This is a genomic window from Sphingobacterium thalpophilum, assembly GCF_038396785.1.
GTDB lineage: Bacteria > Bacteroidota > Bacteroidia > Sphingobacteriales > Sphingobacteriaceae > Sphingobacterium > Sphingobacterium thalpophilum_A.
Genome location: NZ_CP151087.1, coordinates 3,921,870 through 3,948,356, shown reverse-complemented (window position 1 = coordinate 3,948,356; position 26,487 = coordinate 3,921,870). Strand labels below are relative to the sequence as shown.

Annotated in this window: 22 protein-coding genes; 13 read left to right on the top strand and 9 right to left on the bottom strand. The window is 40.8% G+C overall.

The genetic code is table 11. The annotated features are described in order from the left end of the window. The first annotated feature begins 7 nt into the window (after positions 1-7). The 8 genes from AACH28_RS17530 (at position 8) to lipB (ending at position 11,947) form a co-directional block, all read left to right on the top strand. Positions 8-394, top strand: coding sequence for a RidA family protein (locus AACH28_RS17530; protein ID WP_159333461.1), 387 nt, complete (start codon positions 8-10; stop codon positions 392-394). Positions 395-397: 3 nt separating this feature from the next. Then, positions 398-1,309: an EamA family transporter gene (locus AACH28_RS17525; RefSeq protein ID WP_341831114.1), complete on the top strand. Its 912-nt coding sequence runs from the start codon at positions 398-400 to the stop codon at positions 1,307-1,309. Between the two features lie 448 nt (positions 1,310-1,757). Next, on the top strand, positions 1,758-4,817 hold the full coding sequence (locus tag AACH28_RS17520; RefSeq protein ID WP_341831113.1) for a SusC/RagA family TonB-linked outer membrane protein: 3,060 nt from the start codon (positions 1,758-1,760) through the stop codon (positions 4,815-4,817). 96 nt (positions 4,818-4,913) lie between these two features. After that, on the top strand, positions 4,914-6,584 hold the full coding sequence (locus tag AACH28_RS17515) for a RagB/SusD family nutrient uptake outer membrane protein (RefSeq protein WP_341831112.1): 1,671 nt from the start codon (positions 4,914-4,916) through the stop codon (positions 6,582-6,584). 308 nt (positions 6,585-6,892) lie between these two features. After that, complete coding sequence (locus tag AACH28_RS17510; RefSeq protein ID WP_341831111.1) at positions 6,893-7,318, top strand: hypothetical protein; 426 nt, start codon at positions 6,893-6,895, stop codon at positions 7,316-7,318. 65 nt (positions 7,319-7,383) lie between these two features. Next, positions 7,384-9,489: an ATP-dependent DNA helicase RecG gene (gene recG, locus AACH28_RS17505; protein ID WP_341831110.1), complete on the top strand. Its 2,106-nt coding sequence runs from the start codon at positions 7,384-7,386 to the stop codon at positions 9,487-9,489. Between the two features lie 511 nt (positions 9,490-10,000). Further along, on the top strand, positions 10,001-11,191 hold the full coding sequence (gene hflX / locus AACH28_RS17500; protein ID WP_046672676.1) for a GTPase HflX: 1,191 nt from the start codon (positions 10,001-10,003) through the stop codon (positions 11,189-11,191). A 60-nt stretch (positions 11,192-11,251) separates the two neighbouring features. Continuing rightward, complete coding sequence (gene lipB, locus AACH28_RS17495; RefSeq protein ID WP_070561330.1) at positions 11,252-11,947, top strand: lipoyl(octanoyl) transferase LipB; 696 nt, start codon at positions 11,252-11,254, stop codon at positions 11,945-11,947. Positions 11,948-12,130: 183 nt separating this feature from the next. On the opposite strand, the gene AACH28_RS17490 is transcribed toward lipB, so the two are convergent. From AACH28_RS17490 to AACH28_RS17480, 3 genes are all read right to left on the bottom strand, one after another. Continuing rightward, positions 12,131-13,351, bottom strand: a complete 1,221-nt coding sequence (locus AACH28_RS17490; RefSeq protein WP_341831109.1) for a hypothetical protein — start codon at positions 13,349-13,351, stop codon at positions 12,131-12,133. Positions 13,352-13,569: 218 nt separating this feature from the next. Beyond that, a complete protein-coding gene (locus AACH28_RS17485) occupies positions 13,570-13,950 on the bottom strand; it encodes a hypothetical protein (RefSeq protein ID WP_070561333.1) in 381 nt (126 codons plus the stop codon). Between the two features lie 28 nt (positions 13,951-13,978). Continuing rightward, complete coding sequence (locus AACH28_RS17480; RefSeq protein ID WP_201667078.1) at positions 13,979-14,395, bottom strand: hypothetical protein; 417 nt, start codon at positions 14,393-14,395, stop codon at positions 13,979-13,981. Between the two features lie 186 nt (positions 14,396-14,581). Here AACH28_RS17480 and AACH28_RS17475 point away from each other — a divergent pair, with 186 nt between their 5' ends. The 3 genes from AACH28_RS17475 (at position 14,582) to AACH28_RS17465 (ending at position 17,900) form a co-directional block, all read left to right on the top strand. Continuing rightward, positions 14,582-15,343, top strand: a complete 762-nt coding sequence (locus AACH28_RS17475; RefSeq protein ID WP_341831108.1) for a hypothetical protein — start codon at positions 14,582-14,584, stop codon at positions 15,341-15,343. A gap of 296 nt (positions 15,344-15,639) precedes the next feature. After that, complete coding sequence (locus AACH28_RS17470) at positions 15,640-16,185, top strand: hypothetical protein (RefSeq protein WP_341831107.1); 546 nt, start codon at positions 15,640-15,642, stop codon at positions 16,183-16,185. A gap of 23 nt (positions 16,186-16,208) precedes the next feature. Continuing rightward, a complete protein-coding gene (locus AACH28_RS17465; RefSeq protein ID WP_341831106.1) occupies positions 16,209-17,900 on the top strand; it encodes a HEPN domain-containing protein in 1,692 nt (563 codons plus the stop codon). Between the two features lie 47 nt (positions 17,901-17,947). On the opposite strand, the gene AACH28_RS17460 is transcribed toward AACH28_RS17465, so the two are convergent. From AACH28_RS17460 to AACH28_RS17450, 3 genes are all read right to left on the bottom strand, one after another. Next, a complete protein-coding gene (locus tag AACH28_RS17460) occupies positions 17,948-19,087 on the bottom strand; it encodes an ATP-binding protein (RefSeq protein WP_341833128.1) in 1,140 nt (379 codons plus the stop codon). Positions 19,088-19,690: 603 nt separating this feature from the next. Beyond that, positions 19,691-20,329, bottom strand: a complete 639-nt coding sequence (locus tag AACH28_RS17455; protein WP_341831105.1) for an NAD-dependent epimerase/dehydratase family protein — start codon at positions 20,327-20,329, stop codon at positions 19,691-19,693. Between the two features lie 76 nt (positions 20,330-20,405). Beyond that, on the bottom strand, positions 20,406-21,983 hold the full coding sequence (locus AACH28_RS17450) for a Na+/H+ antiporter (RefSeq protein WP_341831104.1): 1,578 nt from the start codon (positions 21,981-21,983) through the stop codon (positions 20,406-20,408). Between the two features lie 173 nt (positions 21,984-22,156). On the opposite strand from AACH28_RS17450, the gene AACH28_RS17445 reads away from it, so the two are divergent. Together AACH28_RS17445 and AACH28_RS17440 are read left to right on the top strand one after the other, a co-directional pair. Further along, positions 22,157-22,528, top strand: a complete 372-nt coding sequence (locus AACH28_RS17445; RefSeq protein ID WP_201667071.1) for a hypothetical protein — start codon at positions 22,157-22,159, stop codon at positions 22,526-22,528. Between the two features lie 2 nt (positions 22,529-22,530). After that, complete coding sequence (locus AACH28_RS17440; protein WP_341831103.1) at positions 22,531-23,946, top strand: PLP-dependent aminotransferase family protein; 1,416 nt, start codon at positions 22,531-22,533, stop codon at positions 23,944-23,946. Positions 23,947-24,188: 242 nt separating this feature from the next. On the opposite strand, the gene AACH28_RS17435 is transcribed toward AACH28_RS17440, so the two are convergent. The 3 genes from AACH28_RS17435 to AACH28_RS17425 are packed head-to-tail and all read right to left on the bottom strand — an operon-like array spanning position 24,189 to position 26,460. Continuing rightward, a complete protein-coding gene (locus tag AACH28_RS17435; protein ID WP_341831102.1) occupies positions 24,189-25,832 on the bottom strand; it encodes a PepSY-associated TM helix domain-containing protein in 1,644 nt (547 codons plus the stop codon). 6 nt (positions 25,833-25,838) lie between these two features. Then, positions 25,839-26,117: a hypothetical protein gene (locus AACH28_RS17430; RefSeq protein WP_070561349.1), complete on the bottom strand. Its 279-nt coding sequence runs from the start codon at positions 26,115-26,117 to the stop codon at positions 25,839-25,841. Positions 26,118-26,127: 10 nt separating this feature from the next. Continuing rightward, the gene (locus AACH28_RS17425) at positions 26,128-26,460 is read right to left on the bottom strand and encodes a hypothetical protein (RefSeq protein ID WP_341831101.1); all 333 of its coding nucleotides are present in this window, start codon (positions 26,458-26,460) and stop codon (positions 26,128-26,130) included. Positions 26,461-26,487 lie beyond the last annotated feature (27 nt).

Below are 26,487 nucleotides of genomic sequence, written 5' to 3'. Positions count from 1 at the left end.
GTTATCCATGTCAAAAAAAGAAATTTTAAATACCGACAAAGCTCCTGCTGCAATAGGACCATATAACCAGGCAATCAAAGCCGGTAATACATTATATGTCTCTGGACAAATTCCTCTGGTTCCCGAAACAATGGAATTAATTTCATCGGGTGTGAAAGACGAAGCGCATCAGGTACTGAAAAATGTAGAAGCTATCTTGACCAATGCGGGATATACTTTTGAAGATGTTGTCAAAGCTTCGATTTTCTTAAGTGATATGGGCAATTTTACCTTAGTCAATGAAGTCTATGCCGAATATTTTAAGGAAGCGCAACCAGCACGTGAGTGTGTTGCGGTAAAAACCCTTCCTAAGAATGTAAATGTCGAAATTTCGGTCATTGCCTGGAAAGATTAATCCGTGGAAAATAACAACGAAACAGCAAGCCGCGGAAAATATCTTTTCGCGGCTTTTTTGGCCCCTTTTATCTGGGGATTTATGTCTATCCCTGTACGCTGGATACGCGGCTATCCGGCCGAAGATATTCTGTATTTTAGAATAATAACGGCGCTCCTGATCCTCTGGATATACCTGTTGCTGTTTCGAAGAAAAACCATGCAAGCTGATATTCGGAAGTTCCAACTTCTGCCTCGGGCGGACAAGCTCCGCCAGACCTGCCTTACCCTACTCGCGTCGGCGTTCATCTTTGGAAACTGGTTTACCTATATTTATGCGGTCAACCATATTAGCATTCAGTCTGCGGCATTGGCTTACCTGACCTGCCCCCTGATCACTGCGGCGGGTGCCTACCTCATGCTCAAGGAGGAGCTAACGAACCAGCAAAAAACAGCGCTTTTTATTGCCTTTGGCAGCGTTTGTCTGCTTGCAAAAGGTTCGTTACATGATGTCCTCTGGGCTATTACCATTGCCACCTGTTACGCTTTTTATCTGATCGTACAACGGGTATCTACGGGTTTCGATAAACTCAATCAATTGGTGATCCAACTCAGTATATGTGCATTGGTTGTGATCCCCAAACTAATCTACAATCATCATGCAATTCCGGCAGAACCCATATTTTGGGGCACCATAATACTCATCGCATCGCTATTCACAATTATCCCCCTTTTCCTGAGCATGTATGCACTCATTGGCATTTCATCAACAACGACTGGCGTTCTGCTCTATATTAATCCGCTGATCGCATTTACTTTAGCCGCAACCTATTTTCGAGAATCCGTTTCTCCAATAAAATATATTGCTTACGGAATCATACTTGTCGCAATTATCCTTTTTAATATCAAAAACATCAAAGGGAATGTTTCCACATAGAAGCCGCATGCAAAACAATAGCTCATTTTTTATTTTAAAATCGCTCTTAAATCAAGTACACGGTTGAAATTAAACCGCTTATATCTTTCTGATGGTGAAAGACAGTACCAAAATCGCTACTTAAAAAAATGACAAAACACATAACAATATCAATACATTAACTATTAAAATCGCATTATATGTATCATTTTTGTTTCATAAAATTTTTGATTTTTGCTCAACTATAGTAAATTAGATCTTTATTAAGGGAAATCACACCGCTCTTTCTTCCTATAACTTAGGTATTGAATAGCATATACACTATTACAAATAATCACTTATTTTGCCCCCCGATTATTCAATATCTTCTCTTCTAACCAAAATGCTAAATGGAATTAGCCCATTTCATTAAAAATTTCACCGTTATGAAAATATGTATATAAAAAACTGAATATAACACATATACTATATGAATAACAAATTATACTCTACATTAAGGGTGTTAGGTATTGTTCCAACAATGCTTTTTTCAGCATCTTTATTGCACGCGCAAACCAACCAGGTAAAAGGAACGGTTATAGACGCAAAAACCAAAGCTCCTATTCCAGGTGCCACAATCAAAGTATTAGGTACTTCCAATGCAAGTTCTACGGATATCAAAGGCGCATTTCAGATCAATGTGGATGACAAGAATCGCATACTGAACATCAGTACAGTCGGTTACGAAAACAAAACGGTAACACTTGGTCCCGGCGAAACGACAGTGACGGTAAGTCTGGACGAACAGACACAGCAACTGGAAAGTGTGGTCGTTACTGCTTTGGGTATTAGCCGTGCACAAAAATCATTAACATACTCTACGCAACAGGTCAGTGGTGACGAATTAAACAAAGTTAAAAGCACCAACTTGGCGAATAATTTAAACGGTAAAGTTGCAGGTGTTAACATTGCTTCCAGCTCTTCTGGACCAGGTGGTTCAGCAAAAGTTATTTTGCGCGGCAACAAATCGGCTTCCGGTAATAACCAAGTCCTTTATGTTGTCGATGGGGTTCCGATCAACAACCAGACTTTAGCAAACCAGCCAGACGATGTATTCGGTGGACAGCGCGATGGTGGAGACCCGATTTCATTGATCAATCCAGAGGATATAGAAAACATCTCTGTATTAAAGGGCGCTTCCGCAGCCGCATTATACGGTAGCCAGGCCGCCAATGGCGTTATCCTGATTACAACAAAATCAGGCAAGCAAGGCCGCACAACGATCAACTTCTCATCAAGTGCACAAATAGAACAGGCTGTCTCGACACCTGAATTCCAAAACCAATACGGTCAAGGTTCAGGCGGTAAAAACAGTAATACCAGTGTATTTAGCTGGGGCGATAAAACCAATGGTGCCAACTATGATAATGTAGGGGAATTTTTCCGTACAGGTAGCAACTTTACCAATTCATTGACACTATCCGGAGGTAACGAAAAAAATCAAACGTACTTCTCTTATGCCAATACCCTTGCGAAAGGTGTTCTTCCAGAAAATGACCTGATGCGTCACAACTTCAATCTCAAAGAAAGTGCTTCATTCTTTGATAATAAGTTGACCGTTGAAGGAAGTGCTAATTACATTACGCAAAAATTGGATAATGCACCGACTTCGGGTTTTTATTACAGTCCATTAGTTGGAACCTACTTATTACCTCGAAGCTTAAATATCGCGGATTATAAAAACTACGAAACGTTTAACACAGGCCGTAATCTTTACGACCAAAACTGGTTTACACTTTCGGACGACGAAACTACGCAACAGAATCCCTGGTGGATTATGAACCGTAACTCAACCCGGTCTACACGCAATCGCCTGTTATTAAACGGTAGTGCGAAATATAAAATCGCACCTTGGATCAGCGTACAGGCCCGTGGTAGTGTCGACCGCACCAGCGAGGTATGGGATAGAAAAGCTTATGCCGGCACGCAACACATCTTAGCACGCGAAAACGGTGCTTATAGCTATACCAACACGACCATTACGCAACAATATGGTGATTTGATCGCCAATATGAACTTTAATATTGGTGATAAGCTACAGATCACAGGATTGGTTGGTACAAGTATCACCGATTGGAAAACAGAAGGTACTGATTTTAACAGCGGTAAAAATGGGCTGAAAATTCCAAATCAGTTCTTTATCCAAAATACCACAACGCCTGTTACGTCTACATTATCCGCAAACCGGAGACAGCTACAGTCGCTATTCGCATCGGCTAACTTAGCGTACGATAACTGGGTTTATCTGGACTTAACAGCTAGAAATGACTGGTCAAGTACCCTTGCCTATACCGGTACACCGTCTTTCTTCTACCCTTCTGTAGGTCTGGGTATTGTACTAAATGACAAGCTCAATCTACCCGAATTTGTCAATATGGCCAAAATCCGCGGTTCCTACGCAAAAGTCGGAAACGACCTTCCGCCTTACACCACATTGCTTACCAACCGGGTAGACCCTTATGCGGTATTAACGGTAAATGATATTGCTTTCTTGAAAGAATTAAAGCCAGAGAAAACAGCTTCCTTGGAGATTGGTACAGAATGGCGTATGTGGAATAACCGTTTGAATGTTGACGTTACTTATTACAAAACAAACACCACCAATCAATTTTTCAAAATTGCAGCTGGAAATGCATCCCTCAACAACATGTATGCGGTTAATGCCGGAGACATTCAGAATCAAGGGGTAGAAGCATTGGTATCGTTGGATGCGATCAAAAATGATGATTTCAAATGGACGACCAGTGTCAACTTTACGTACAATAAAAACAAAATCGTAAAACTTGCAGACGAGATCACTGAATTCACGCTAACAGGTGAAAGCCGCAATAACTTTGCTTCCAAACTGAAAGTCGGTGGTTCATTCGGCGATATCTATGGTCAGGATTTTGTACGTGATGGTCAGGGAAGAATTATCATTTCTGAAGATGGTATTCCACAAAAGAATAATACATTTACCAAACTTGGGAATTCCAACCCGATCTGGCAAATGGGCTGGAACAACAGTTTCAATTATAAAAATTTCAACTTAAGCTTCCTGATCGATGGTAAATTTGATTATCAGGTCATGTCGGTGACACAAGCATTGCTTGATGGTTACGGTGTTTCAAAAGTCAGTGGCGACGCTCGTGCCAATGGCGGCGTTAGTATCAATGGGGTTACACCAAGCGGTAAAGCCGTAACAACAGTCGATGCAGAAAAATGGTACACTTCCACAGCTGGTATGGGCCCTGTTAGCAGTCAATATATTTACGACGGAACGGTGGTGCGGTTGCGTGAATTGACTTTCGGTTATGACTTCAATATTAAAGACAGTTTCTTCAAAAAACTTCGCGTAAATGCTGTAGGAAGAAACCTATTCTATATCTCGAAAAAGGCTCCTTTCGATCCTGAAGTAACCATGTCTACAGGTAATTCCTTAAGTGGGGTGGATATCTTTATGATGCCGGCAACACGTAACTACGGTCTTACACTAAATGCAACTTTCTAAACGAACGACAATGAAGTATCCACGTCTAAAAAAGCCACATATCGGCAAAAATGACAAGGATATTTTATATAGTCTTAAAATACAAACGATTAAAAGATGAAATTTAACATAAAAAACATATCCAAGTTCTCACTCGCTTTTTTAATGCTTGGCGGCACCTTAAGTAGCTGTACCAAGAATTTTGAGGACTATAATAAAAGTAACATTGGCGTTACGGATGAGGATTTAAAAGGTGATGGTCAAGATCTTGTGATTTTTTTACGAAATGCACAGATGTCTATTTACAATTTCTCAGGCGCAGGGGATCCGAACTCTTATCAGGTACAGCAGAATCTAAACGCGGATGTATTTTCAGGTTTCTTCATGTCTCCTACTCCGTTTAATAGTGGACAGAACAACCTGAATTACGCCATGGTAAACGGATGGAATGGAGAACCATTTAAAGTACTCTATCTGAATGTCATTAAATCTATTGAAAAGCTAAAAAGCAATGGGCTTGCAGAAACCTATCCCGCACTATGGGGCTCGGCTTTGGTGATCAAAGTAGAAGCGGCCAGTCGGGTGACAGATATTTATGGCCCTATTCCATATAGTAAAGTCGGCACCTCCAACACCGTTCCATACGACAAACAATCCGATGTATATGCTGCTTTCTTCAAAGAGCTTGATGAGGCTGTAACCGCATTGAAATCGTACAAAGCAGATAGTCCAATGGCTGCTAAAATTGACCAGATCGATCTTGTATTTCCGAATACAGATAATCAGGTCAGATTTAAAAATTGGTTGAAAATTGCCAATTCATTGCGCCTTCGTTTAGCGATGCGTTTGGTCAAAATCGATGCGACGTTAGCGAAAACACAGGCTGAGAAAGCATTGGATCCGGCAAATGGTGGTGTCTTGGAAAGCAATAGCGAAAACTTCAAGATCACTGTACCTGCAGATGGAACCTACAGCAATCCACTTTGGTTTATTTCCAAAAACTGGGCCGATACCCGTATCAATGCGACGCTTTCGTCTTATATGACAGGACTGAATGACCCGCGTATCTCCAAATACATGGCACCTGTCATTAAAGATGCAACCACAACAGCTTTCGCCGGTAAATACATTGGAATCCGTACGGGTGCTGATGGTATCGAAAAGGATAAATACCAAAAACTATCCGCTTTGAATACCGAAGGTACAACGCCTACTTTCGTAGCGACAACAGCACCGATATTAATGACTGCTGCTGAGGTTTACTTCCTACGTGCCGAAGCGGCATTGAGAGGTTGGAACAATGCAGGCGGAACAGCGCAATCACTTTATGAAAAAGGAGTGGAAACTTCCTTTACGCAATGGGGTGTAACTTCTGGTTTAAGCACTTACCTAAATGATAATACAAGTAAGGCAGCAGCTTACGAGGATCCGTTCAATGCGAAGAATAATGCAGAATCACCAAGTGCTCTTACAATCAAATGGAATGAGGGCGCTACCAACGAAGAAAAATTGGAACGTATTATCACACAAAAATGGTTGGCGATCTTCCCTGAAGGACAAGAGGCTTGGAGTGAATTCCGCCGTACAGGATATCCACGTCTATTCCCAGTTGTTGTCAACAATAGCGGTGGACTGATCGATACTAAAATACAGATCCGCCGTTTACCGTTCCCACAAAATGAATACAATACAAATGCAGCTGAAGTACAATCTGCAATCTCCTTGTTGGGTGGACCTGACAAAGGCGGTACCAGACTTTGGTGGGACGTAAATAAAGGTAATTTCTAATCAAGAGATTAGCCGAAATAAATCTCAAAAAGGGGGCAATCCAGTTATGGATTGCCCCCTTTTTTAAGATATCTTGAAAATTAATCAAACTTTCCAGATTGTTGTTTCTATATTATAAAGTCAACTAAATTATGTTGTTTTAAAACTACATTTTTGCCAGCATATTGTTGTTTCAAACCTACAATACAGCAGAAATCATCTGCAATAGATTTAAAAAATCGAATTTCTCTTAACAAAAACTTAATATTCATCTTCTGTAGCAGAGACGAAGAATTACCCGTTCGATTAAAAAAACCAAGAAGAATATTATGAAAAATCTTTCCATTTTGGGTATGACCACCCTCTTAGCATGTTCCATGTTATTTGTTGTCTGTAAATCAGAATCACATTTAGAAAATCCTTACAAGGACAAAACAGAGAAGGAACTTGAGTCACTTTCCAATGAGAAGTACAGCAAAATCGTTGCCTTTGCTGGCCCAAAAGCATGCAGTGATGCTACAGAATGGGAAATAATAGAAATACGGACAGTATGTGGGACAAGTTATCTTCCCTACCACAAATCCGTTGATAAAACAACCTTGCAAAATATGATCAACGACAACAACCGGCTGATGGAAATATACCAGCCTATGATGGCGCCCAGAATAAATTGTGCCCCTTATCGCAAACCATTGAGCGTGATCTGTAAAGAAGGAAAAGCAGACATTAAATATGAAGAACCTGCTTCAAAATAGTTACTCGAGCCCAAGAAACAGCTCCATAAACGCATAAATTTTCGTAATTTAGCCATTCAAGAAGAATGGCTGAATTAAGTTTAATTACCCCCATAGAATACCTCAAAGGTGTAGGTCCACAAAAAGCAGATGTACTCAAAAAAGAGCTACAGGTGTTTACCATTGGTGATCTATTGACACAATATCCTTTCCGTTATATCGACCGTACGGAGTTTCATAAAATCCGGAAACTTCATCCCGATATGATGGCTGCACAGGTCCTGGGCCGTCTGGTTTCTTTACAGCTCGTGGGCGAGAAAAGAACGAAACGTCTTGTCGGTTCTTTCAAAGATGAAACCGGCTCCATGGAGCTTGTCTGGTTTCAGTCCATTCCATGGCTTCAAAAATCATTGAAAGTGGGTTCCGCCTATATTATTTATGGCAAGCCAACCGAATTCAATGGCCAGTTATCCATTACCCATCCCGAAATGGATCTATATAATCCGCAGGTAAAACAGATCGGCAATATGAGTTTACAGCCGGTTTATTCATCAACAGAAAAACTCAAAAAGTTCAATCTGGATACCAAAGGAATCCAACGCTTACAACAGACTGCTTTGGAAACCGTATTCCGTAGTATTGACGAATCGCTTCCTCAGGAAGTTCTCACTAAACATGGCCTCATTTCGCGGCAGCAGGCTCTCGCCTCTATACACTTTCCGAGCGATCAAAAGGAGCTTAATCAAGCCATCAAACGTATCAAATTTGAAGAGCTATTCTTTATACAGCTCAAGCTGCTCAACAACAAACAGCTCAATACCCAGAAGTTTAGAGGCCAGCGCTTCAATAAAGTCGGTGAAAAATTCAACACATTCTTTAAAGAGCGCCTTCCGTTCCCGTTGACAGGCGCACAGAAGCGCGTTGTGAAGGAAATCCGCATAGACACCAATACCGGCGCGCAGATGAACCGTCTGGTGCAGGGCGATGTCGGATCCGGGAAAACAGTTGTTGCCCTCATGAGTATGCTGCTCGCTGTCGACAATGGATTTCAGGCCTGTATGATGGCGCCAACAGAAATCCTGGCGACACAACATTATCATGGACTCAAGCAGCTCGTTGGCGATGACATTGTCAATATCAAGCTACTTACAGGCTCCACAAGCACGAAGGAACGCCGTTTGATCCACCAGGCACTGGAAGATGGCAGCTTAGATATTTTAATTGGCACCCATGCCCTGATCGAGGATAAGGTGCAGTTCAAAAACCTGGGCTTCGTTGTTATTGACGAACAGCACCGTTTTGGCGTGGAACAACGGGCCAAACTCTGGCGCAAGAATGTCATTCCACCGCATATGTTGGTCATGACAGCGACACCAATTCCACGCACATTGGCCATGACCATGTATGGCGACTTGGACATCTCTGTAATTGACGAATTACCTGCTGGTCGTAAACCGATTAAGACTGTTCACTTTTTTGAAAGCTCCCGTTTACGGATGTTTGGTTTTATGCGTGAGGAGATCGCCAAGGGCAGACAGGTCTATGTGGTATATCCCCTCATCAAGGAAAGCGAAAAACTGGATCTGATTTACCTGGAAGCTGGCCTTGAGAACTTGCAACGCGAATTTCCACTACCACAATACAAGATCAGTATTGTTCACGGCAAGATGCCCGTAAAAGATAAAGACTTTGAGATGCAACGATTTGTCAAACATGAAACGCAGATTATGGTTGCCACCACCGTTATCGAGGTTGGAGTTAATGTTCCCAATGCCTCGGTCATGGTCATTGAAAATTCCGAACGTTTTGGATTATCCCAGCTGCACCAATTGCGTGGCCGCGTAGGCCGTGGTGCCGAACAGTCTTTCTGTATCCTGATGTCGGGCAATAAGCTGAGCAAAGAAGGACGATTAAGGCTGGATACAATGGTGCGTACCAATGACGGGTTTGAGATTGCGGAAGTCGACCTACAGCTACGTGGTCCGGGCGATATATCGGGTACCCAACAGTCGGGTGTACTTGACCTCAAGATGGCGAACCTAGCGACAGATCAGGCATTGCTTACCGAATGCCGTAACACCGTCATTGCTATCTTCAAAGAAGACCCAACACTACAAAGTGAAAAGAATCAGTTGCTGCGAAGCTTTCTGGCAAGAAAATCCGATGGCATTGCCTGGGATAAGATTTCTTAACCGCATGTCATTTTCGCAACAAAAAACGGGGCCAGCAAATAAATCGATAACGTGTTTAAGTGAATAAACAGAGCGCATTGGAATCTAAAGGCCGATCTTCAACATAAATAGGATACGAAGTGTTGTTAATGAGCGCTTGAAGACATTTTATCTTTTTTGTATATAAAACCAAATTTATTTACTTTTGCATCATTATGAACATGATATAGAAAAATATCCCTTCTTTTACTAGGCAAAAGATGGCGACCGAACGCTTACATATTTTGAGTTGCCCTGGTAAGCAAATCACAGGAAATTTATTGGTTAATGGAGAATTATGTCATAATCGGCATCAGTCTTGTGTGGTGTACAAACGCATAAATTCTTAAATTTACCTTTTCAAACAAAAACCGGGCTTGCGAGCTCATTGAAAATAATTTAAAAAGTGAACGTATAACAAGAGGTAGGCAATAGCATACATTGCAAAGCTTAATGACCTCCCTACTTCACTTGAAAGACTTAATAGTACAAAATGGCCAGAATTAAAATACACGATACAGCAATAAAACCCGAAACAGCCGTCTTGGTGAGTGTGATCACGCCAAGTGTGACGGAGACAAAAGCAAAGGAATATTTGGAGGAACTTGAATTTTTGGTACAGACTGCCGGTGGCGAGACCAAAGGCATGTTTACACAGAAACTGGGCTTCCCAGATCGCGCTACATTTGTCGGCAGTGGAAAGCTGGAAGAAATAAAAGCATACGTTGAAGCGGAGGAAATTGACATCGTTGTTTTCGACGATGAGCTTTCACCTTCGCAGCTGCGTAATATTGAGAAAGAATTGAAACGCAAGATATTGGACCGCTCCAACCTTATCCTGGACATCTTTGCCCGACATGCCAAAACTGCACAGGCAAAGACACAGGTGGAATTGGCACAGCTGCAATATCTATTACCACGTCTGACCCGTATGTGGACCCACTTGGAACGTCAGCGCGGGGGTATTGGTATGCGTGGTCCGGGTGAGTCACAGATCGAGACCGATAGACGGATCATCCTGGACAAGATTTCCCTGTTCAAAGAACGCCTAAAAGCAATCGACAAGCAAAACGAGACACAACGAAAAAACCGTGGCGAGATGATCCGTGTAGCTTTGGTAGGTTACACCAATGTCGGAAAATCAACGATCATGAATATGATCTCCAAGTCTGATGTACTGATCGAGAATAAACTTTTCGCAACATTGGATACGACGGTACGTAAAGTTGTGATCGACAACCTTCCTTTTTTGCTTTCAGATACCGTTGGTTTTATCCGCAAACTACCGCACCATTTGGTGGAATGTTTCAAATCCACATTGGATGAAGTTCGGGAAGCCGATGTCCTGATCCATGTGGTCGACATCTCGCATCCGAATTTTGAAGATCATATCCAGGCGGTAAACGAAACATTGAAGGATCTTAAAGCACTTGACAAACCGGTGATTACAGTGTTCAACAAAATTGACCTTTATAAACCGGCCGTCGAAGAAGGACACGATGGTGAGGAAATCGAGGTCACGTTGGATGATTTTCGTAATTCCTGGATGGCAAAAAATTCTGATCCAGCAATCTTTCTATCAGCAACGAATAAAACGAATATCGAAGAGTTCAAACAAAAACTTTACGATATTATTGTGAAAATGCACAATGAACGCTACCCTTACAATAACTTATTGTATTAATTTTGACAAACAATGCTGTGAACGGGCCTTATACCTGTTCACAGCTTAATAAAATACGAAATGAACAAAGAGGTGCAGTTTCAAGATTGGGGCCTTGTCGATTATCAGGAAGCCTGGGACAGACAAGAATCCATCTTTAAGGGCGTATTGGACATCAAACATGACAATAGAGTCAATGCAACAGCAGCAAATACCCCAAATTACTTGATCTTTACAGCACATCCCCATGTTTACACCTTAGGGAAAAGCGGGCACGAGGAATACCTGCTCCTAGATGAGAAAGGACTGGAAGAGAAAGAGGCCAAATTCTACAAGATCAACCGTGGTGGCGACATTACCTATCATGGTCCGGGACAGATTGTCGGTTATCCGATACTGGATCTCGACAACTTCTTTACGGATATCCATCTGTATCTGCGTACACTGGAAGAAGCTATCATATTGACCTGTGCGGATTATGGTATCGAAGCAGGGAGATATCCCGGGTTTACGGGAGTATGGATAGAACCGGATAAACCAACTGCACGCAAGATCTGTGCAATGGGCGTGCGTGCTTCACGCTGGGTGACCATGCATGGCTTCGCATTCAATGTCAATACAGATCTTGATTATTTCGGCAACATCATTCCTTGCGGCATCGACGATAAGGATGTAACGTCTTTAAAACGGGAGCTTGGCAAAGAAGTTGATATGGAAGACGTGAAAGGGAAACTTAAAGGCCATATTGCCCAACTCTTTGAAATGCAAATAGTGTAATTTAAGTTTTCAATAACATACAAAGGCCCTTTGAAAGCGGAATTTTAATCTCCTTTCAAAGGGCCTTACTTTTTTGAGCATCCCTGTTCCTCATGGTTAATAAAACCCCTACTAAAGACACAAACGAGGGACATTTTCAGACACTTGGAGGTCTTTACGTGACCCCGACGCTATTTCCGAATATCAACAATAATACATACACTCATAGCCGGCCAGTTTTCCATCAACAAATCTGAAAATAAATAATCCTGCATCGCCATTTTGAATATAGAAAGTATGTGGCGTTGAAATCCAGTCTGCCGAAAGCAGTTCACCAAAGTGGTTTACAAAGTCTCTTTCCGCATAATTGGCATCCATCCGCTGGTCCCCCAACACAATAGCTTCACCCGCACTAAAAAATAGCTTATACAAGGTTCCGACCACTTTGCCTTTATAATTTTCTTCAAAGGCAACGATCATATTCGGTGTTTTATAATAATACCGCGGCTCCCAGCCACATTCGGGCATATCGGGGATTTCGGTAACCCGCTGCAGCGCCAGTTGCTTCATTTGTCCATCTGTGATTTTACCATCAAATAAAGACACTCCTTTCCATTCGAAATGGAAGTTTAAGGCCTTCAGTTTCTTTGCGTACACTTCGGACTGGAACTCATGTTGAAATTTATCGGCCATTAACAGTTCAAAATCGATATCAACCTTGGGGTCCACTTTTCCCGCTTTGTCGTAAGATTCCTTCCAATAGGTAAGCGCCTGTTTTAACTTGGAATACTTCGTCCAGCCGATTTCACGTAGACGGCCTGCCTGTATCAGTTCTTCCTCCTGGTCCTTCCCTTTGACAGCCAAATATTCTTTAAGGACCTTGTCATAGCTTAACTCAGCACCCAAAAATTTCATCTGAATGTACTCCGGATTTTCATGGAAGTGGTCTCCGATGTAGACCCATCCATCTGTGTAGAGCGGCACATAATCGATACATACCATTTCATTGAGCCCCGCCCTACGCACAGCGGTACTTGTGGTATTGGGAGCCTTACGCACGCGCAATTGCGAGACCTGTACATAGAAATGTGGGCATTGGGCATCTGTTGTTCCACGATAGAAATATTGCTTTGGCTCGCCGGCAGATCTTTTTCCGAACATGGCACTTTTGAGGGGCTGACGGTCAATATAGCCGATATCCCCATTACTCACCTGCACCTTATACTGTGTATTGGTGGAATCTAGCAGGTAAACAGGTGCCTCCGTCGGAAACACCCCCAGAAGGTCTTTATTATTTCCTGCTTCACTGAAAAGGTGCCCCCATGTTGAGGTATAAAGTGGCCGTTGACCCGCTGGCTGTCCTACTGCGTGATGCACAAACCAACTAACAAAAAAGCAGAGTATGAGTAATCCTTTTTTTGGCATAAAATTAATTCTTTGAATACATGACCAGTGGTCGCTCCATTGCGATCAACAGCAGGGAACGAGACATCAATAAATGCAACAGAAACTTTTCCTGGCTACCGGTCAAACACGCACAGTTGCAATAACGAAATTAATACAAAAAGGAGGCCAATGAAATCACCGGAATCAGGTATTTTTTTGGGCAGGAGATTGTTTGGTTTCTAAACTACGCAATGTGGCTATTTGCGCTGTAATAAACTTACCTGACCTTCCAATGAGAGGATTGTTTTTTCCTGTGCCTTGACCGTTTGCTCTAAGGCATTAACCAGCTGTTTATAAATACCAAGACCTTCGGCAGTGACATGAGCTGTTTCGGCAGGTAGAGCACTGAGTGCCCCCTTCTCATCCTTTCGCATCATAGTCCCTTCACCCATGAGCAACCAGGCTGGGCTAATGTCAGGATGTTTGGACAGTATAGCCACCATAGCATCTGAACTGAGTGCAGTATTTTTCTGCCCTCCCTTAAAGTTTGCATAGGAAAGTTGCACATCTTTGAAAAATTCGGTTTTGCTGATCCCTTTGGTTTCAGCGATCAGCAGCACTCGTTCCTTTACATTCACCTATAGCTTTTTTTTAAATGTTGGCTGTTTATTTATTTCTTAACGATTTTATTTCCTGCTCTTGAATCGACAATAATCGCTCCAACGAAATAATTGTCTTCTCTTGAGATTTTATTGTGATATTTTGTGACGATATAACCTGTCTTAGTGAATTGACAACGGCATTAGTAACGCCTTCAATTTCATTTGTCAGATAGCCTTCCCGCTCCTCTTCCTGCGCAAGAATAGGCTTTAGCATCTCGCCTTCGCCTTTTAACAACCATTCGGAAGAATATGCAGGATATTTTTCAACAATACTAATTAACCATTTCGCCTGTACATCTGTATTGTTGGTTAAGGCACGTGTAAATACGCCTCTACTGGCTCCAACGGCAGTTTCAAAGGCTGTTACGCTCAATCCTTCTCTATCTGCAATAACTTTAATTCTCGTTAAAAAAGAACTCATAATCAATAATTATCAATATAAAATTTGTTTAACCGAAAATTAGTGTTTAAATTAGCTTAACTATTGATAATTATAAACACATCATTCACCAAAAACTAACAAATGAAACCAACAGGGCTATAGATCAGTGCACAGATCATTATGAGCCCAAGCAGCAGTTTCATCAACTTTAAAACATATAATCTGATGAAAAATACGCAAAAGAAACTAAAAGCGAAACATTTTCGCTATTTAAGCAAGGATATAGTCAAAAATCCAATGATCTATATCAGGGATTTCTATCGCTATGAAACAAATATTATTTACTGGGTGAATCATATTCAGCTTTTTGTCAACGCAGCAACTGTCCCCGAAATGGCAGATCACAATTTTGCTGAAAACGGATATCATTGCAAAAAAATGATCAAACAGATTGAAGTGGCTTTTGTAATTTTTCATCAATGTCAACTCTCTATACAAGAAACGCCATTGAATTTCTTTTCGACAAAAGAAGACTACCACAATTATCTATTTAAACTGGAATATACGACCAACGGACATATAGATCCTTCTGACACCATCAGTAAGTTTTTCTCATACCAATCTCTTCAAAAATGGTATGAAACAATGGATGATATCATGCACTATCTAACGGTATCCGACTCAGGTAACTACGAATATTTTGGCGATCAAATTATGGCCATACGAGAATTGCTGATGCGACTCGCATTCGCCCTACATTATATCTATGAAGATGAAGGAATATCCTTAAATGTTCCATGCTATGTAAAAGCTATAAATGATGAACCTCATCAGTCTACCAAAGAGAAAACTAAATTACGGCAAATCATAGAAGAAAGTATTGATAAAAAATATGCTCAAAAAGAAGTGCAGGAAAACAGCAATGATATTGAAGACAGCCAAAACTCAGACATATCAGAAATCCCCGTAAGCGAAATAGCAACTTAGAAACAATAAACTAACGCTTTTAAAGCACCAAAGATCAATGAAATCCGCATAATTCATTCAACCAAAATGCAACGAATTCATGAATACAGCTGAAAAATAAACTATGCATGAGTAATTACGAGGGGAATTAATAAATGGCATTAGGCTCGTTGAATATTGCTTAAAACAGCGCTTAATAAAGACCTAGTTTGTGCGTCCACGAAGGTACTCAGAAAGTTTCAGTTCAACTGCGCCTCCCTGGTGTAGTATAAATAACTCAATCAAAAAAAACATTGATAATCAAATAACCTAAGAAGATGAAAAAGAAAAGCAGAAAAATAACATGGAGAGAATTTAGATACCTCCGTAAAGGCCAATTCAATAATCACTTGTTGACCCTCAAAAACTTTTCAGAGGATAAAAAAAATTGCAGTAAAAATTTCTTGCATTTTATCAACATGTGTTTATGTAAAGAGATCCGCTGTAAGGATTTTAACTCAACGCATGCTTATCTAGAACTCGGTAAAGCGATCGATCTTGCTTGGCTGATATTTAACAAATCCGGATTAAGAAGAAAGAATAAAAAATATGTTCTTCCGAACCATAGCAACGAGATTGACTGCTCATGTAATTATCATCTAGGAGTATATCCTCCCGATTTTTTAACGAAAATGTTTAGCTACCAAAGTCACAGAGACTGGTATACCGCTATAGACGAACTTCTCTTTTCCTACTTGGACCCAAGTTTTAGTTGCACTTTTTTAAGTTATTCAGAAGATCTCATACCTCTTCAAGAAACACTCTCAGATCTCCCAATTGTTTTGAAAACCATACATCTAAATGAAGGAAAAATAGATAAATAACCACAACACCAAACCAATTAATTATGAACACCGATATTAACCCTATTATCGAGGCAATCCTTCGTGCCGTTGCTGTCGATGAAATCTACCAATGGACTTTTGACCACGATGGTAAAAAGTATCATATGTTACAGGTCAATCTCACGTCAAATGCCGGAATTCGATTTTCCGATGCAAACAGTCTGATAAACAAAACTGTTGGTTCCTATCCCAATGTGTATATCAATGTGAACTTCACCCACGAAATACAACAAAAAATAAATCAAGGTTTAGGCCGAGCCTATCTTATTTGTCAACCTGAAAACCGCATTTATCAGAATCCTGTGCAAGACATCCCCCTTGTCTTACCAAACAATAAAAGTGACGAAGTCATCGAAAAAACACGGACATATATCGATAAGGAAAAGGGCAAAATTCGATCTTTTATAGATGGCTACAATTTCTATTTCGAACATAAAAATTATGCACACGCGGCATTCATGCTACATCAAGCGTTAGAACTTGCATTTCGAACAGCAGAAAATATCCTCGTCGTTGAAGATAAAAAGTCCCATTCGCTAAAAAACCATATAAACTATCTCAAAGCTTTCGACGATCGCCTCGGCACATTAGCAGATAACATGGAAAACAAACAAGCGTTGGAAAAAATCAACAAAGCTTACATTGACTATCGATATCACTTTGACTATTTTATCGATGAAGATGTATTAGAAACAGCCTATCAAATTGCTATCAATACATTAAACTGGATCTACGATTATTCCAATCTTTTATTCGAAGAAATCAAGTCAAAACTTAACCCAGTGCCAGTTACTAACAACGAAGTTGAAAATTGCAAAAATAACAATGAAATATACAAACAAAACTATTGTAACGCCAATTATCGAGACCTCATTTTAAACGCTATAGAGCGCTATTGCACGCCTGCGCTGGTAGTATGTTTCGGCTATGATTCTGATCATCACCACTATCAGAATGCGCTCCGAAGGGCAAAAATTGATTGCATCACGCATAACTATTATATTTTTGTCGCTTATGATATTTTTAGCGCCGAGATCAATAATCTAACGCAGCTCATAACGGATTTGCTCCCCAACAATGTATCGCTTACGCTCGCCCTTGAAAACTCCACCACTTTAAGCAAACAGCTTTCAAAGGGTCATCCCTTTTTTCTTTCACTCCTGAAAGCCGGTGACATCTGGTTTCAGAACTCATCAATAGCAAATATCGATCTGGAAAGCATCGTTGCCCCACAGCTCGATCTTGAATATGTACATCAACAGTGGAAGACGCGCTATAATAATGCGCGCACATTATATTTACCCTACGAGGAAGACTGGTCGTCAATAAGCATCGAGGCCACATATTATATGCTATCGCAAGCGTTGGAGCAGGTTTGTCTCGGCGTCATTAATACGGCACTCCAATACAAACCGCAACGTGTCAACCTGACTTTTCTAATGACACTCTGCAAATTGATAGTCCCTGATGCCTACGCAACATTTTGCCTAGATCATGAGGATCATCTTCAAGCCTTTAAAAACATTACGGAAGCACAACAGCAATTTAGGTACAATGCAAATTACCAAGCGAATCCGCTAACCATCCTAAGATTGCAGGAACTCACCAAAACGTTTATCGAAAAATGTAACAATGAGATGGAAATCTATTTTGAGAAAATTTCCAGCCAACAGCTGCTCGAACAAGTTGAATAAAAGAGATTATTAAAAACAGAAGCCTGAGCACCATGATTCAAATGCTATCAAAGACCAATAAACGCTCTAAAATTATCCTTTGAGATTACCTGAACATCTGCACTATAGGCTTCTACAAAATTTGATGGTATTTTTGCTTTCGCCTTAGGATTCCATTTAAATTCGTAGCCAGTTATTTTACCATCCGCTTCTTCTACGTAATCAATTTCTTGCTGCTGTTTAGTGCGCCAAAAGTACTTATTAATAAAACGCCGGCTATAACTGTTATGTTTTAAGCGTTCTGAAATCAAAAAGTTCTCCCAAAGGGCACCCACATCATCTCTTAATTCAATTGGATTAAAGTTTTGTATCACAGCATTGCGGATTCCGTTGTCATAAAAATATATCTTTCGATTTGTCTTTATTTCATTACGCAGGTTTCGGCTAAACGATGTCAGGGGAAATATAATGTAAGAAATTTCCAAGAGATGGATATAATTAGACACGGTGTTTTTATCAACTCCTGTCAGCTGGGCAATTTCATTATAACTTACTTCAGATCCGATTTGAAAAGCTAAAGCCTGAAGAATCTTTTCTAGAACTTCTGGCTTTTTGATATTCGCCAAGGCTAAAATATCCCGATATAAATAACTTTGAGAAATCTCATTGAGGACTTCCCGCTCTTCACCGCGACTAGTTATCGATTCTGGGTAAAATCCATAAACCAATCTAGTTTCCAAATCGCCTTCAGCATTGAGAAAGCCAGTATTATTCTCATATTCGGCATAGGAAATTGGAAATAGATTGAACTCTTCTCTCTTACGTCCTGTCAATGGCTCATGTGTATGCGTTTTCAGCTCAAGAGCAGAGGATCCGCTTAGAATAAGTTGTACATCTTTAAATTGGTCGTGTATAATTTTTGCCGTTAAACCAATATTTTCGATGCGCTGTGCTTCATCAATAAATACCACTTTAGCTTGACCAATAATTGTTTCAATCTCCTTTGTATTAGGGTTGTTTAGATAAGTCCTTATCAAGAGATCATCTCCATCCAAAAACAAATAATCGCCACCAGAGAGTATATCTTTGATCAGTGTAGTTTTACCTACTTGCCGCGGACCAATTAATAGGATAGTTTTTCCTTTAAAAAGTGCTTGCTCCAAATTATTTTTGATTAATCGCTCTATCATAACCCATTTTATATTCACCAAAAGTAATGCTTTTTAGTGAGTATATTCACCAAAAAGCATTACTTTTGGTGAATTGAAATTTTATAAGACTTTTTTATAAAATATAATATTGCTTTAAATGCGATTGAATCCACAAAAAATCCATCAGTTGAAGTCTTTAAGAATCCCGCCAAACATTTATCGAAAGTGTAACAGCGAAATGGAAATTTATTTTTAAAAGATTTCAGTTCAGCAGCTGCTTGCACAAGTTGAATAGAAAGCATATTACAAACTAGTAGTCCCAACTATAATTATGTCAAATAATTTGCAAATAATCGGAATTATTCCGGTTATTATACAAATATTTAACAAAATGGAGATTAACCAGTCGTTAGAAAATTACGCAGAAACAACTATTACACGACAAATAGATTTGTTCATTCAGCCAATTTATATATAACGGAAACGTCCTCGGCTTTTTTATAAAATTAAAAATGGCTGACCAATTATTTTTTCCAAAAAATCAACTATCAGAAATCACTGAATTCAACGTTTTCCTGTAGCAACTTTGCCAGCGCCTTCAAATAGACTATCGGGAAGAACTAAACTGGCAATGGGCATAGCCATAACATCCCGCACGCTTTAAGCCAAAGCGCGAATATCTTTAACCTCCAATATATTCTTAACACCATCGCTTTCCACTGCATGTATCATTGCCCTTCCGACCTCATGCAAGGATAGTACTGCCGAAGGGGCAAAAAACTTAATGATTTTGGCCACAAAAGCAAAGGGATTGGCATGCTTTTGCCCTGCAACAGTCGTCATTGCCCCCGGTCTAAAGTTATACTCCTTTTTGAACGGTAATTTGGCAAGATCATTCTCTGTTTTACCCTTAACCCTAGCCCACATCACTTTGCCTTGCTCCGTACTATCGGTGCTTCCTCCGGAAACATAAATAAAACTGATCTCCGAATTGATTTCCAGCAGGGACTTTGCAAAAGCTAGTGTTGTATCATAAGTAATATAACGGTACTTGTCTTCTTTCATTCCCACAGAACTCACGCCAGCACAGTAAAAGCAGGCATCATAGCCCGCAATCGCATCTCTAAATAGCGAAAGTTTAGTAAAGTCTTCGACCAAAAGTTCCTTTAATTTTGGATGCTGAATGGCAGCAGTCCGGCGGGAAATGCTCAGCACGGCTGTTACCTTTTCATTTTGTAGACATTCCAGCAAAACGCCTTCGCCAACCATTCCGGTGGCTCCTGTTATAATTACCTTCATATTTCAGCATGGCTCCTCATTGGAACCTTTAGTTAAAAATACATTATTGCCCTGAGGCATTTATAAAATTCTATGACTAAATCCGCCGCAACCGCTCTTCTTCCAAGTCCAGTTGATATAACTGCGAACGAACAATCCCCTCGTCAATGGTCGACTCGCAGTTTAGCTTCTGAAGATACTCCCTTTGTACATCCAAAAGCTCCATAAATATCACTTTCGTTTTTTCATTCATCCACGAATCATCGGCCGCATTCACCTTTTCCTCCCAATGTTTCAAAATGCGGTCCATAACATCACGATTGTGCAGCTCTTTCTCATGTTTATCTTTTAGAAATTGGTAAACATGATGTTTCAACCCTTGCTTCATGCGACTACGGACCTGCTCTTCGGGCTCTTCTCCAAAAGTTTCAAATAGTCTAGTCCTTTTGATTAAGTAGGGTAAAGTAAGCCCTTGTATCAAGAGCGTGGATAAGATCACGACAAAGGTGATGAATAAGATCAGGTTTCGCTGCGGAATATCCACACCATTCATAACGACAGGAATGGATAATGCTGCTGCCAATGACACCACACCACGCATGCCGGTCCAGCCCAACAAAAGAGGCATTAGAAAACGCTGTTTGGTAGATCTCGATCTTGGCGCCACACCCGGGCGAAAAATAAGGGTAGCAATCATGGCTGCATACGAGCTGATAATACGAGCAAGGATCAATACTCCCGTTACCAAAAGACCGTACCCGATGGCTTCTAACAGCGACGTTCCATTGGACCGCAAACCCGCAACAATCTCCGGAAGATCTAATCCAATAATAAAAAATACGATACCGTTCAGGATAAATACAAAACTCTCCCAGACACTCAGCCCCCGCACCCGGCTCGTACTATTGAGAAATGTCAGCCGCTGACCGGACATCAAAAGGCCACCGGCAACAACAGCCAACACACCTGAACTATGGAATTGCTCTGCAATCCAATACATAAAGTAGGGTTCAATCAAGGTAAGTGCAATGTCCGACGGTGCATCGGTCGGTAGACGTTTGTGTGCCTGTATAAAGAACCAACCCAATAACAGGCCAATACCCACACCACCGACAAGCATCCAGATAAAGGATACCGCAGCTTGTCCCCATACAAATTGCCCTGTCCCAACGGCAATAAGGGCAAAACGGACAATGATCAAGGAAGAAGCATCATTTAATAGACTTTCGCCTTCCAAGATAGCAGAAGTGGCTTTGGGAACTTTTACAAATTTCATAATCGCCCCCGTACTGACGGCATCCGGCGGTGATACTATGCCCCCCAGCAGAAAACCCAGCGCTAATGTAAACCCCGGTATATAATAATTGGCAACTACGGCAACGGAAAGTGCGGTAAAGAATACAACCAAGAAGGCAAAACTCCCGATAATGCGCCACCATTTCTTCATCTCCTTAAACGAAATAGACCAAGAGGCCTCACAGAGCAGTGGTGGTAGAAAAATGAGGAAGATGACATCCGGATCAATTGTCACTACGGGCAAAGTGGGAATAAAACTGATCAATAGCCCCGCCAGAACCAAGAGAATGGGATAGGCTATCCGTAGTTTGGTGGCCCACATTTCGATCAATACGATGATAGCGATCATCGCGATAAATAACGGAAACAAGCTATGCATACGAGTTCATAATTTATGGATCCAGAGATATCCTTTTCCTAGTGTAAAGATCTCAAATGGAAATTAAAAAAACTCATGGTCATCTTATTTTTTTCTGTACCCTTATTTTAACAACATTCTGTACCTAAACAGCATCCTGTACCCTTCTTAAATTAGCAAAAAGATTTATTCTTATGGCGACAACTGCAAATCAACCGTATCTGATCAGACAAGTGGATCTTTCTGATTTAGCGCTTATCAAAGAAATACTCAACAAAAAACAACTGGATACAGACTCGATAGGCATGCCTTTTATGGCACTCGATCAATGTAATCAATTAACAGCTTTTTCGTCCGTAACAATCTGCAAAAAAAATCTGTTATCGATCGAAATTACCTACGAAGCTCCTATTTCGGACACGCTCTCCAAAGTATTCACGGAAAAAGCACAATCCTTCTTCGAGCACCAGTTGATTGACCTATTTGGTTCGGAAGAATTGCTCAGAAAAGGAATTCACCGATATAACGACTGGTTAAATCAAAACAGAAACAGTAAATTAGCATAAGCATGGAGCAGCAACTGTTATATAAGAAAATAGCCAATATTGTTGAGAGCCAGATCAAAAATGGCTCTTTGGTCTATGGAGATCGTTTGCCCTCTGTCCGGAGCGCTCAGAAGCTATACAATGTAAGTTTAAATACAGCAAAAAGCGCCTATATGGAATTAGAGAGTAGATCTCTCATTGAATCGAGACCAAAATCAGGCTATTTCGTTAGCCGGTCGGGGCTTCGTCGGATGGCTATTCCGTCTATTTCCACGTTTAAAATAGACGAAAAGAAACAAGATCCTGCAGCATTGATCGATAAAGTTTTTCACTCCCTGGAAGACAAAGAAATTACACGCTTTTCACTGGGTTTACCCAGTGCATCATTACTTCCGATTCAGAAACTCAATCGATGCATTATAGAGTCGGTTCATGAACTGCATGATTACGGTGATCAATACGGACAGGTACAGGGAAGTCCAAGCTTGCGGAAAGAAATTGCCAAATGGTCATTGGTACTTGAAGGAAAAATAAGTGATGAGGATCTTATTATCACCTCGGGAGCCATGAATGCAATCTACAGCTGCCTTCGGGCTGTCACTAAGCCCGGTGACACCATCGCGGTGGAAAGCCCCCTTTATTTTGGTTTTATTCAGGCCTTTCAATTACTGGGTCTCAAAACCATCGAGATTCCGACCCACCCTATTACGGGAATTGAATTGGAAGCCCTGAAAAAAGTTATTCATAAAATTGATGTCTGTTGCTTCGTTACCAATTTTAGCAATCCACTGGGCGCGCTGATGCCCGAGGAGCATAAAAAGGAACTGGTCAAACTGCTCGCACACCACCATATTCCATTGATTGAAGACGACCTGTATGGAAACATCTATTTCGGTTCGTCACGGCCCAAGCCATGCAAATATTTTGATGAAGAGGGACTGGTGATGTGGTGTGGATCATTTACCAAAGTATTGGCGCCAAGTTTTCGGCTCGGATGGGTTGAGCCCGGACAATACAAGGATAAGATCCTAAAACAAAAACTCATACAGACGATTTCGCAGCCTGCAATTTATCAAGAGGCGGTTTCCAAATTCTTACAGATCGGCAGGTACGACCATCACCTCAATAGCTTCAGAAAAAAACTGTACAGCAACTATATCAATTTCAGAAACAGCATTGAGGCCCATTTTCCAGAAAACACAAAAATGTCACAGCCTGAGGGTGGGTTTGTGCTTTGGCTGGAGATGGACCCTAAAATAGACTCAACCCTGCTCTACGATTATGCCCTAAGGCAAAAGTTGAGTTTTGCTCCGGGGAGGATGTTTACACAGCACGATCAGTTTAAGAATTGTATTCGGCTCAACTATGCCGTGGACTGGAACGAAAAGACGGCACAGGATCTGATGCGCCTTGGGCGATTTTTCAAAGCCGCACTTTAAGAAAGTCCTACTCCAAGTAAAAATCAACCCCGGTCTATTTTATCAACATCATCGGCCTGAACGGGAGGAGGAATATCATTGGGACCTTCTTTGGAAAAATTATTACTTTTCCATCAAGGATCAACGTGGTATCAAAGATTTTTTCTAAGCCTTACCCTATAAAAGTTTCAAGGGCACCTTATGAGCGTCCTTGAAATTAAGAAACGAAGTATATTTACTTCGCAGAGAGAAAAGAATCTTTGTTAACGAATAGTCTCAAAGAATTTTTTGGTCTTATTATGGGCGATTATACCGATGATACCGATCATAAGCCATAGAAAGTCGACGACAAAAATATCACGCTGTCCATTGCGAAATGTATCCCAGATCCAGTTACCAGTTATAAATCCATTGACAAGTGGAATAAAAAATGCCAATACACTGCCAACCAGCAAGGTTTCGCGATTAGTGCGTCGGATGCTTTTCCGAATAATATAATACATTGAAAATGCGAGCCAACTATAGAAATACACACGATAAATAAAATCCTGGTTAACCTCTGGACTCAATTTAATAGCAATAAAAGTCAATGCCGTGACAGGCAGCATGGTCAGACATATTGCCGTGAAGATATTGGCCGCCCAGAAATTAAATTTCCGCTTTCGTGGAATGACGTTGTTTTTGTCACGTGCTACCAACCAGATTAATATACCCGAAATAATGACCAGACAGCCCATGACCCCCAAAATAAAATATACCATTTTAAGGGGATAGCCGCCATAATCACCATAATGCAGACGGTATAAAAGACTCCGGACGCCATCGGCATAGGTGGGATCACTGACAGGAGATTTCTCGGCAACCACTTTATTGTCGGCTGCTCGCACAGACAATAGACCCGACCCAGCAAAGCTCTTGTTAAAATGTGGCTCCAGCTCCATGACAACATGCATATTGGAATCTGCATAGTTTTTGATCGTAATGCGCTGAAAATCGGATTCAGGCCATTTATATTTGGCCAGATCCAAAAATGGAGCGATCTTAATGTCTGCCTTTAAAGGTTTGTAGGTATAAGGAAAATCGGTCTCGGCACTAACCCCCATCTCCTGATACATTTTTTGTTGATCACCCTCATACAACAACTTGCTCAGCGGCAAAGCCAGGACAGAGTTAATGATCAAAAACGTACCAGTTACCGCAAAGATAAACTGAAACGGAAAACCGATAACACCCAATGCCGTATGCATATCGGTCCATACCGTTTTCCATTTACTGAAAGGTCTGAACACGAAGAAATTTGAGACGATCTTGTCCCAATGCAGCAATAATCCTGTAATAAGAGCAAATAAGAAAATAAAAGCGGTAATTCCAGCAATAAGATAACCAAAGGGCGCTATACCTACCCTAATGGGTACCTGATTGAGCTGAGCCATGAAGTGCAAGCGGAAAAGAAATTCGCCCATATCGTAATTCTGTGTATAATCACCTGACTTCTTATTTGCAAAATTGTAGGTAAAGTTCTTTGAATCATCATCTCCACCTCTTCTGCGCCCCTTCTTTTTTGCTGCTTTCTGTTCTGGCGTTACCTTCGCTAGATTTTCTTTATTTAAGAGACTGTCATTGGATGCACTGAGCCCAACATAAGCGGAGGTCCCTTCCCGGTGCATATAAAAGGTAATATCGCGTCCATGCAAATTTGTTTGTCCTTTGAGTGAGTCGAGCAAATGATCAACGTTTTTATGATCTTCGCGATAAGTCTTATACGACGTATTATTCTGCCAGGCAGCAATTTCATTCCTAAAAAACGCAAATGATCCCGCAAAAAATATCACATAAAGGATAGCGCAAATAATAATGCCACTAATGGTATGCGTATTGAAATAGATATTATAATTTCGGTTATTCATGGTCAATTACATTTTGAAAAAATAAGGCAGCGAAAAAACTGCCGCCAAGAGTAAGTATAATCCCCATATTTTCCATCCACTCTTAGCAAGAAAGGCCAACAAGAGCAGTACTGCCCATAGGAGATAACCCGTGAAGCAAGCCGTGGCAACAACATCCTTTTTCTCAAAAATATGAGTGACCAAAACGTGGAAAGAGATCATGACGACATAACCACCGATAAATCCGGCTGTAATTTTCAGGAATCGCTGAAAGGGCGTACTGAGGTATTTTTTATTAGCAGGCATATTTAATCGGTTAAGAAATCAATAATTCAACACAAAGGCTAAATACATACAATCCCATAATTGGGTATAATTTGAAATAGCGATAAGGATTTAATAGGACCACAAGACACATCATGCACATGAAATAGGCAAAAAAAGCAAAAAAACCTGCTCCAAAGCCTTCCAGATAAAGAACAGCTATAAATGGAAAGATCAACAGTAGCATGCTCAATGTGCGCACAAACTTCGTTTGTGCGCACAATTTTTCAAGCCATTGTGGTCTAGGGCCAAACTTCACCTTTTTGCTCGTGTTGTAAAAAAGATAGGCTCCCATGAGTATAACGATTAACAGTGTACTATACATCGATTCTATAATTTATCTGGATCGGTC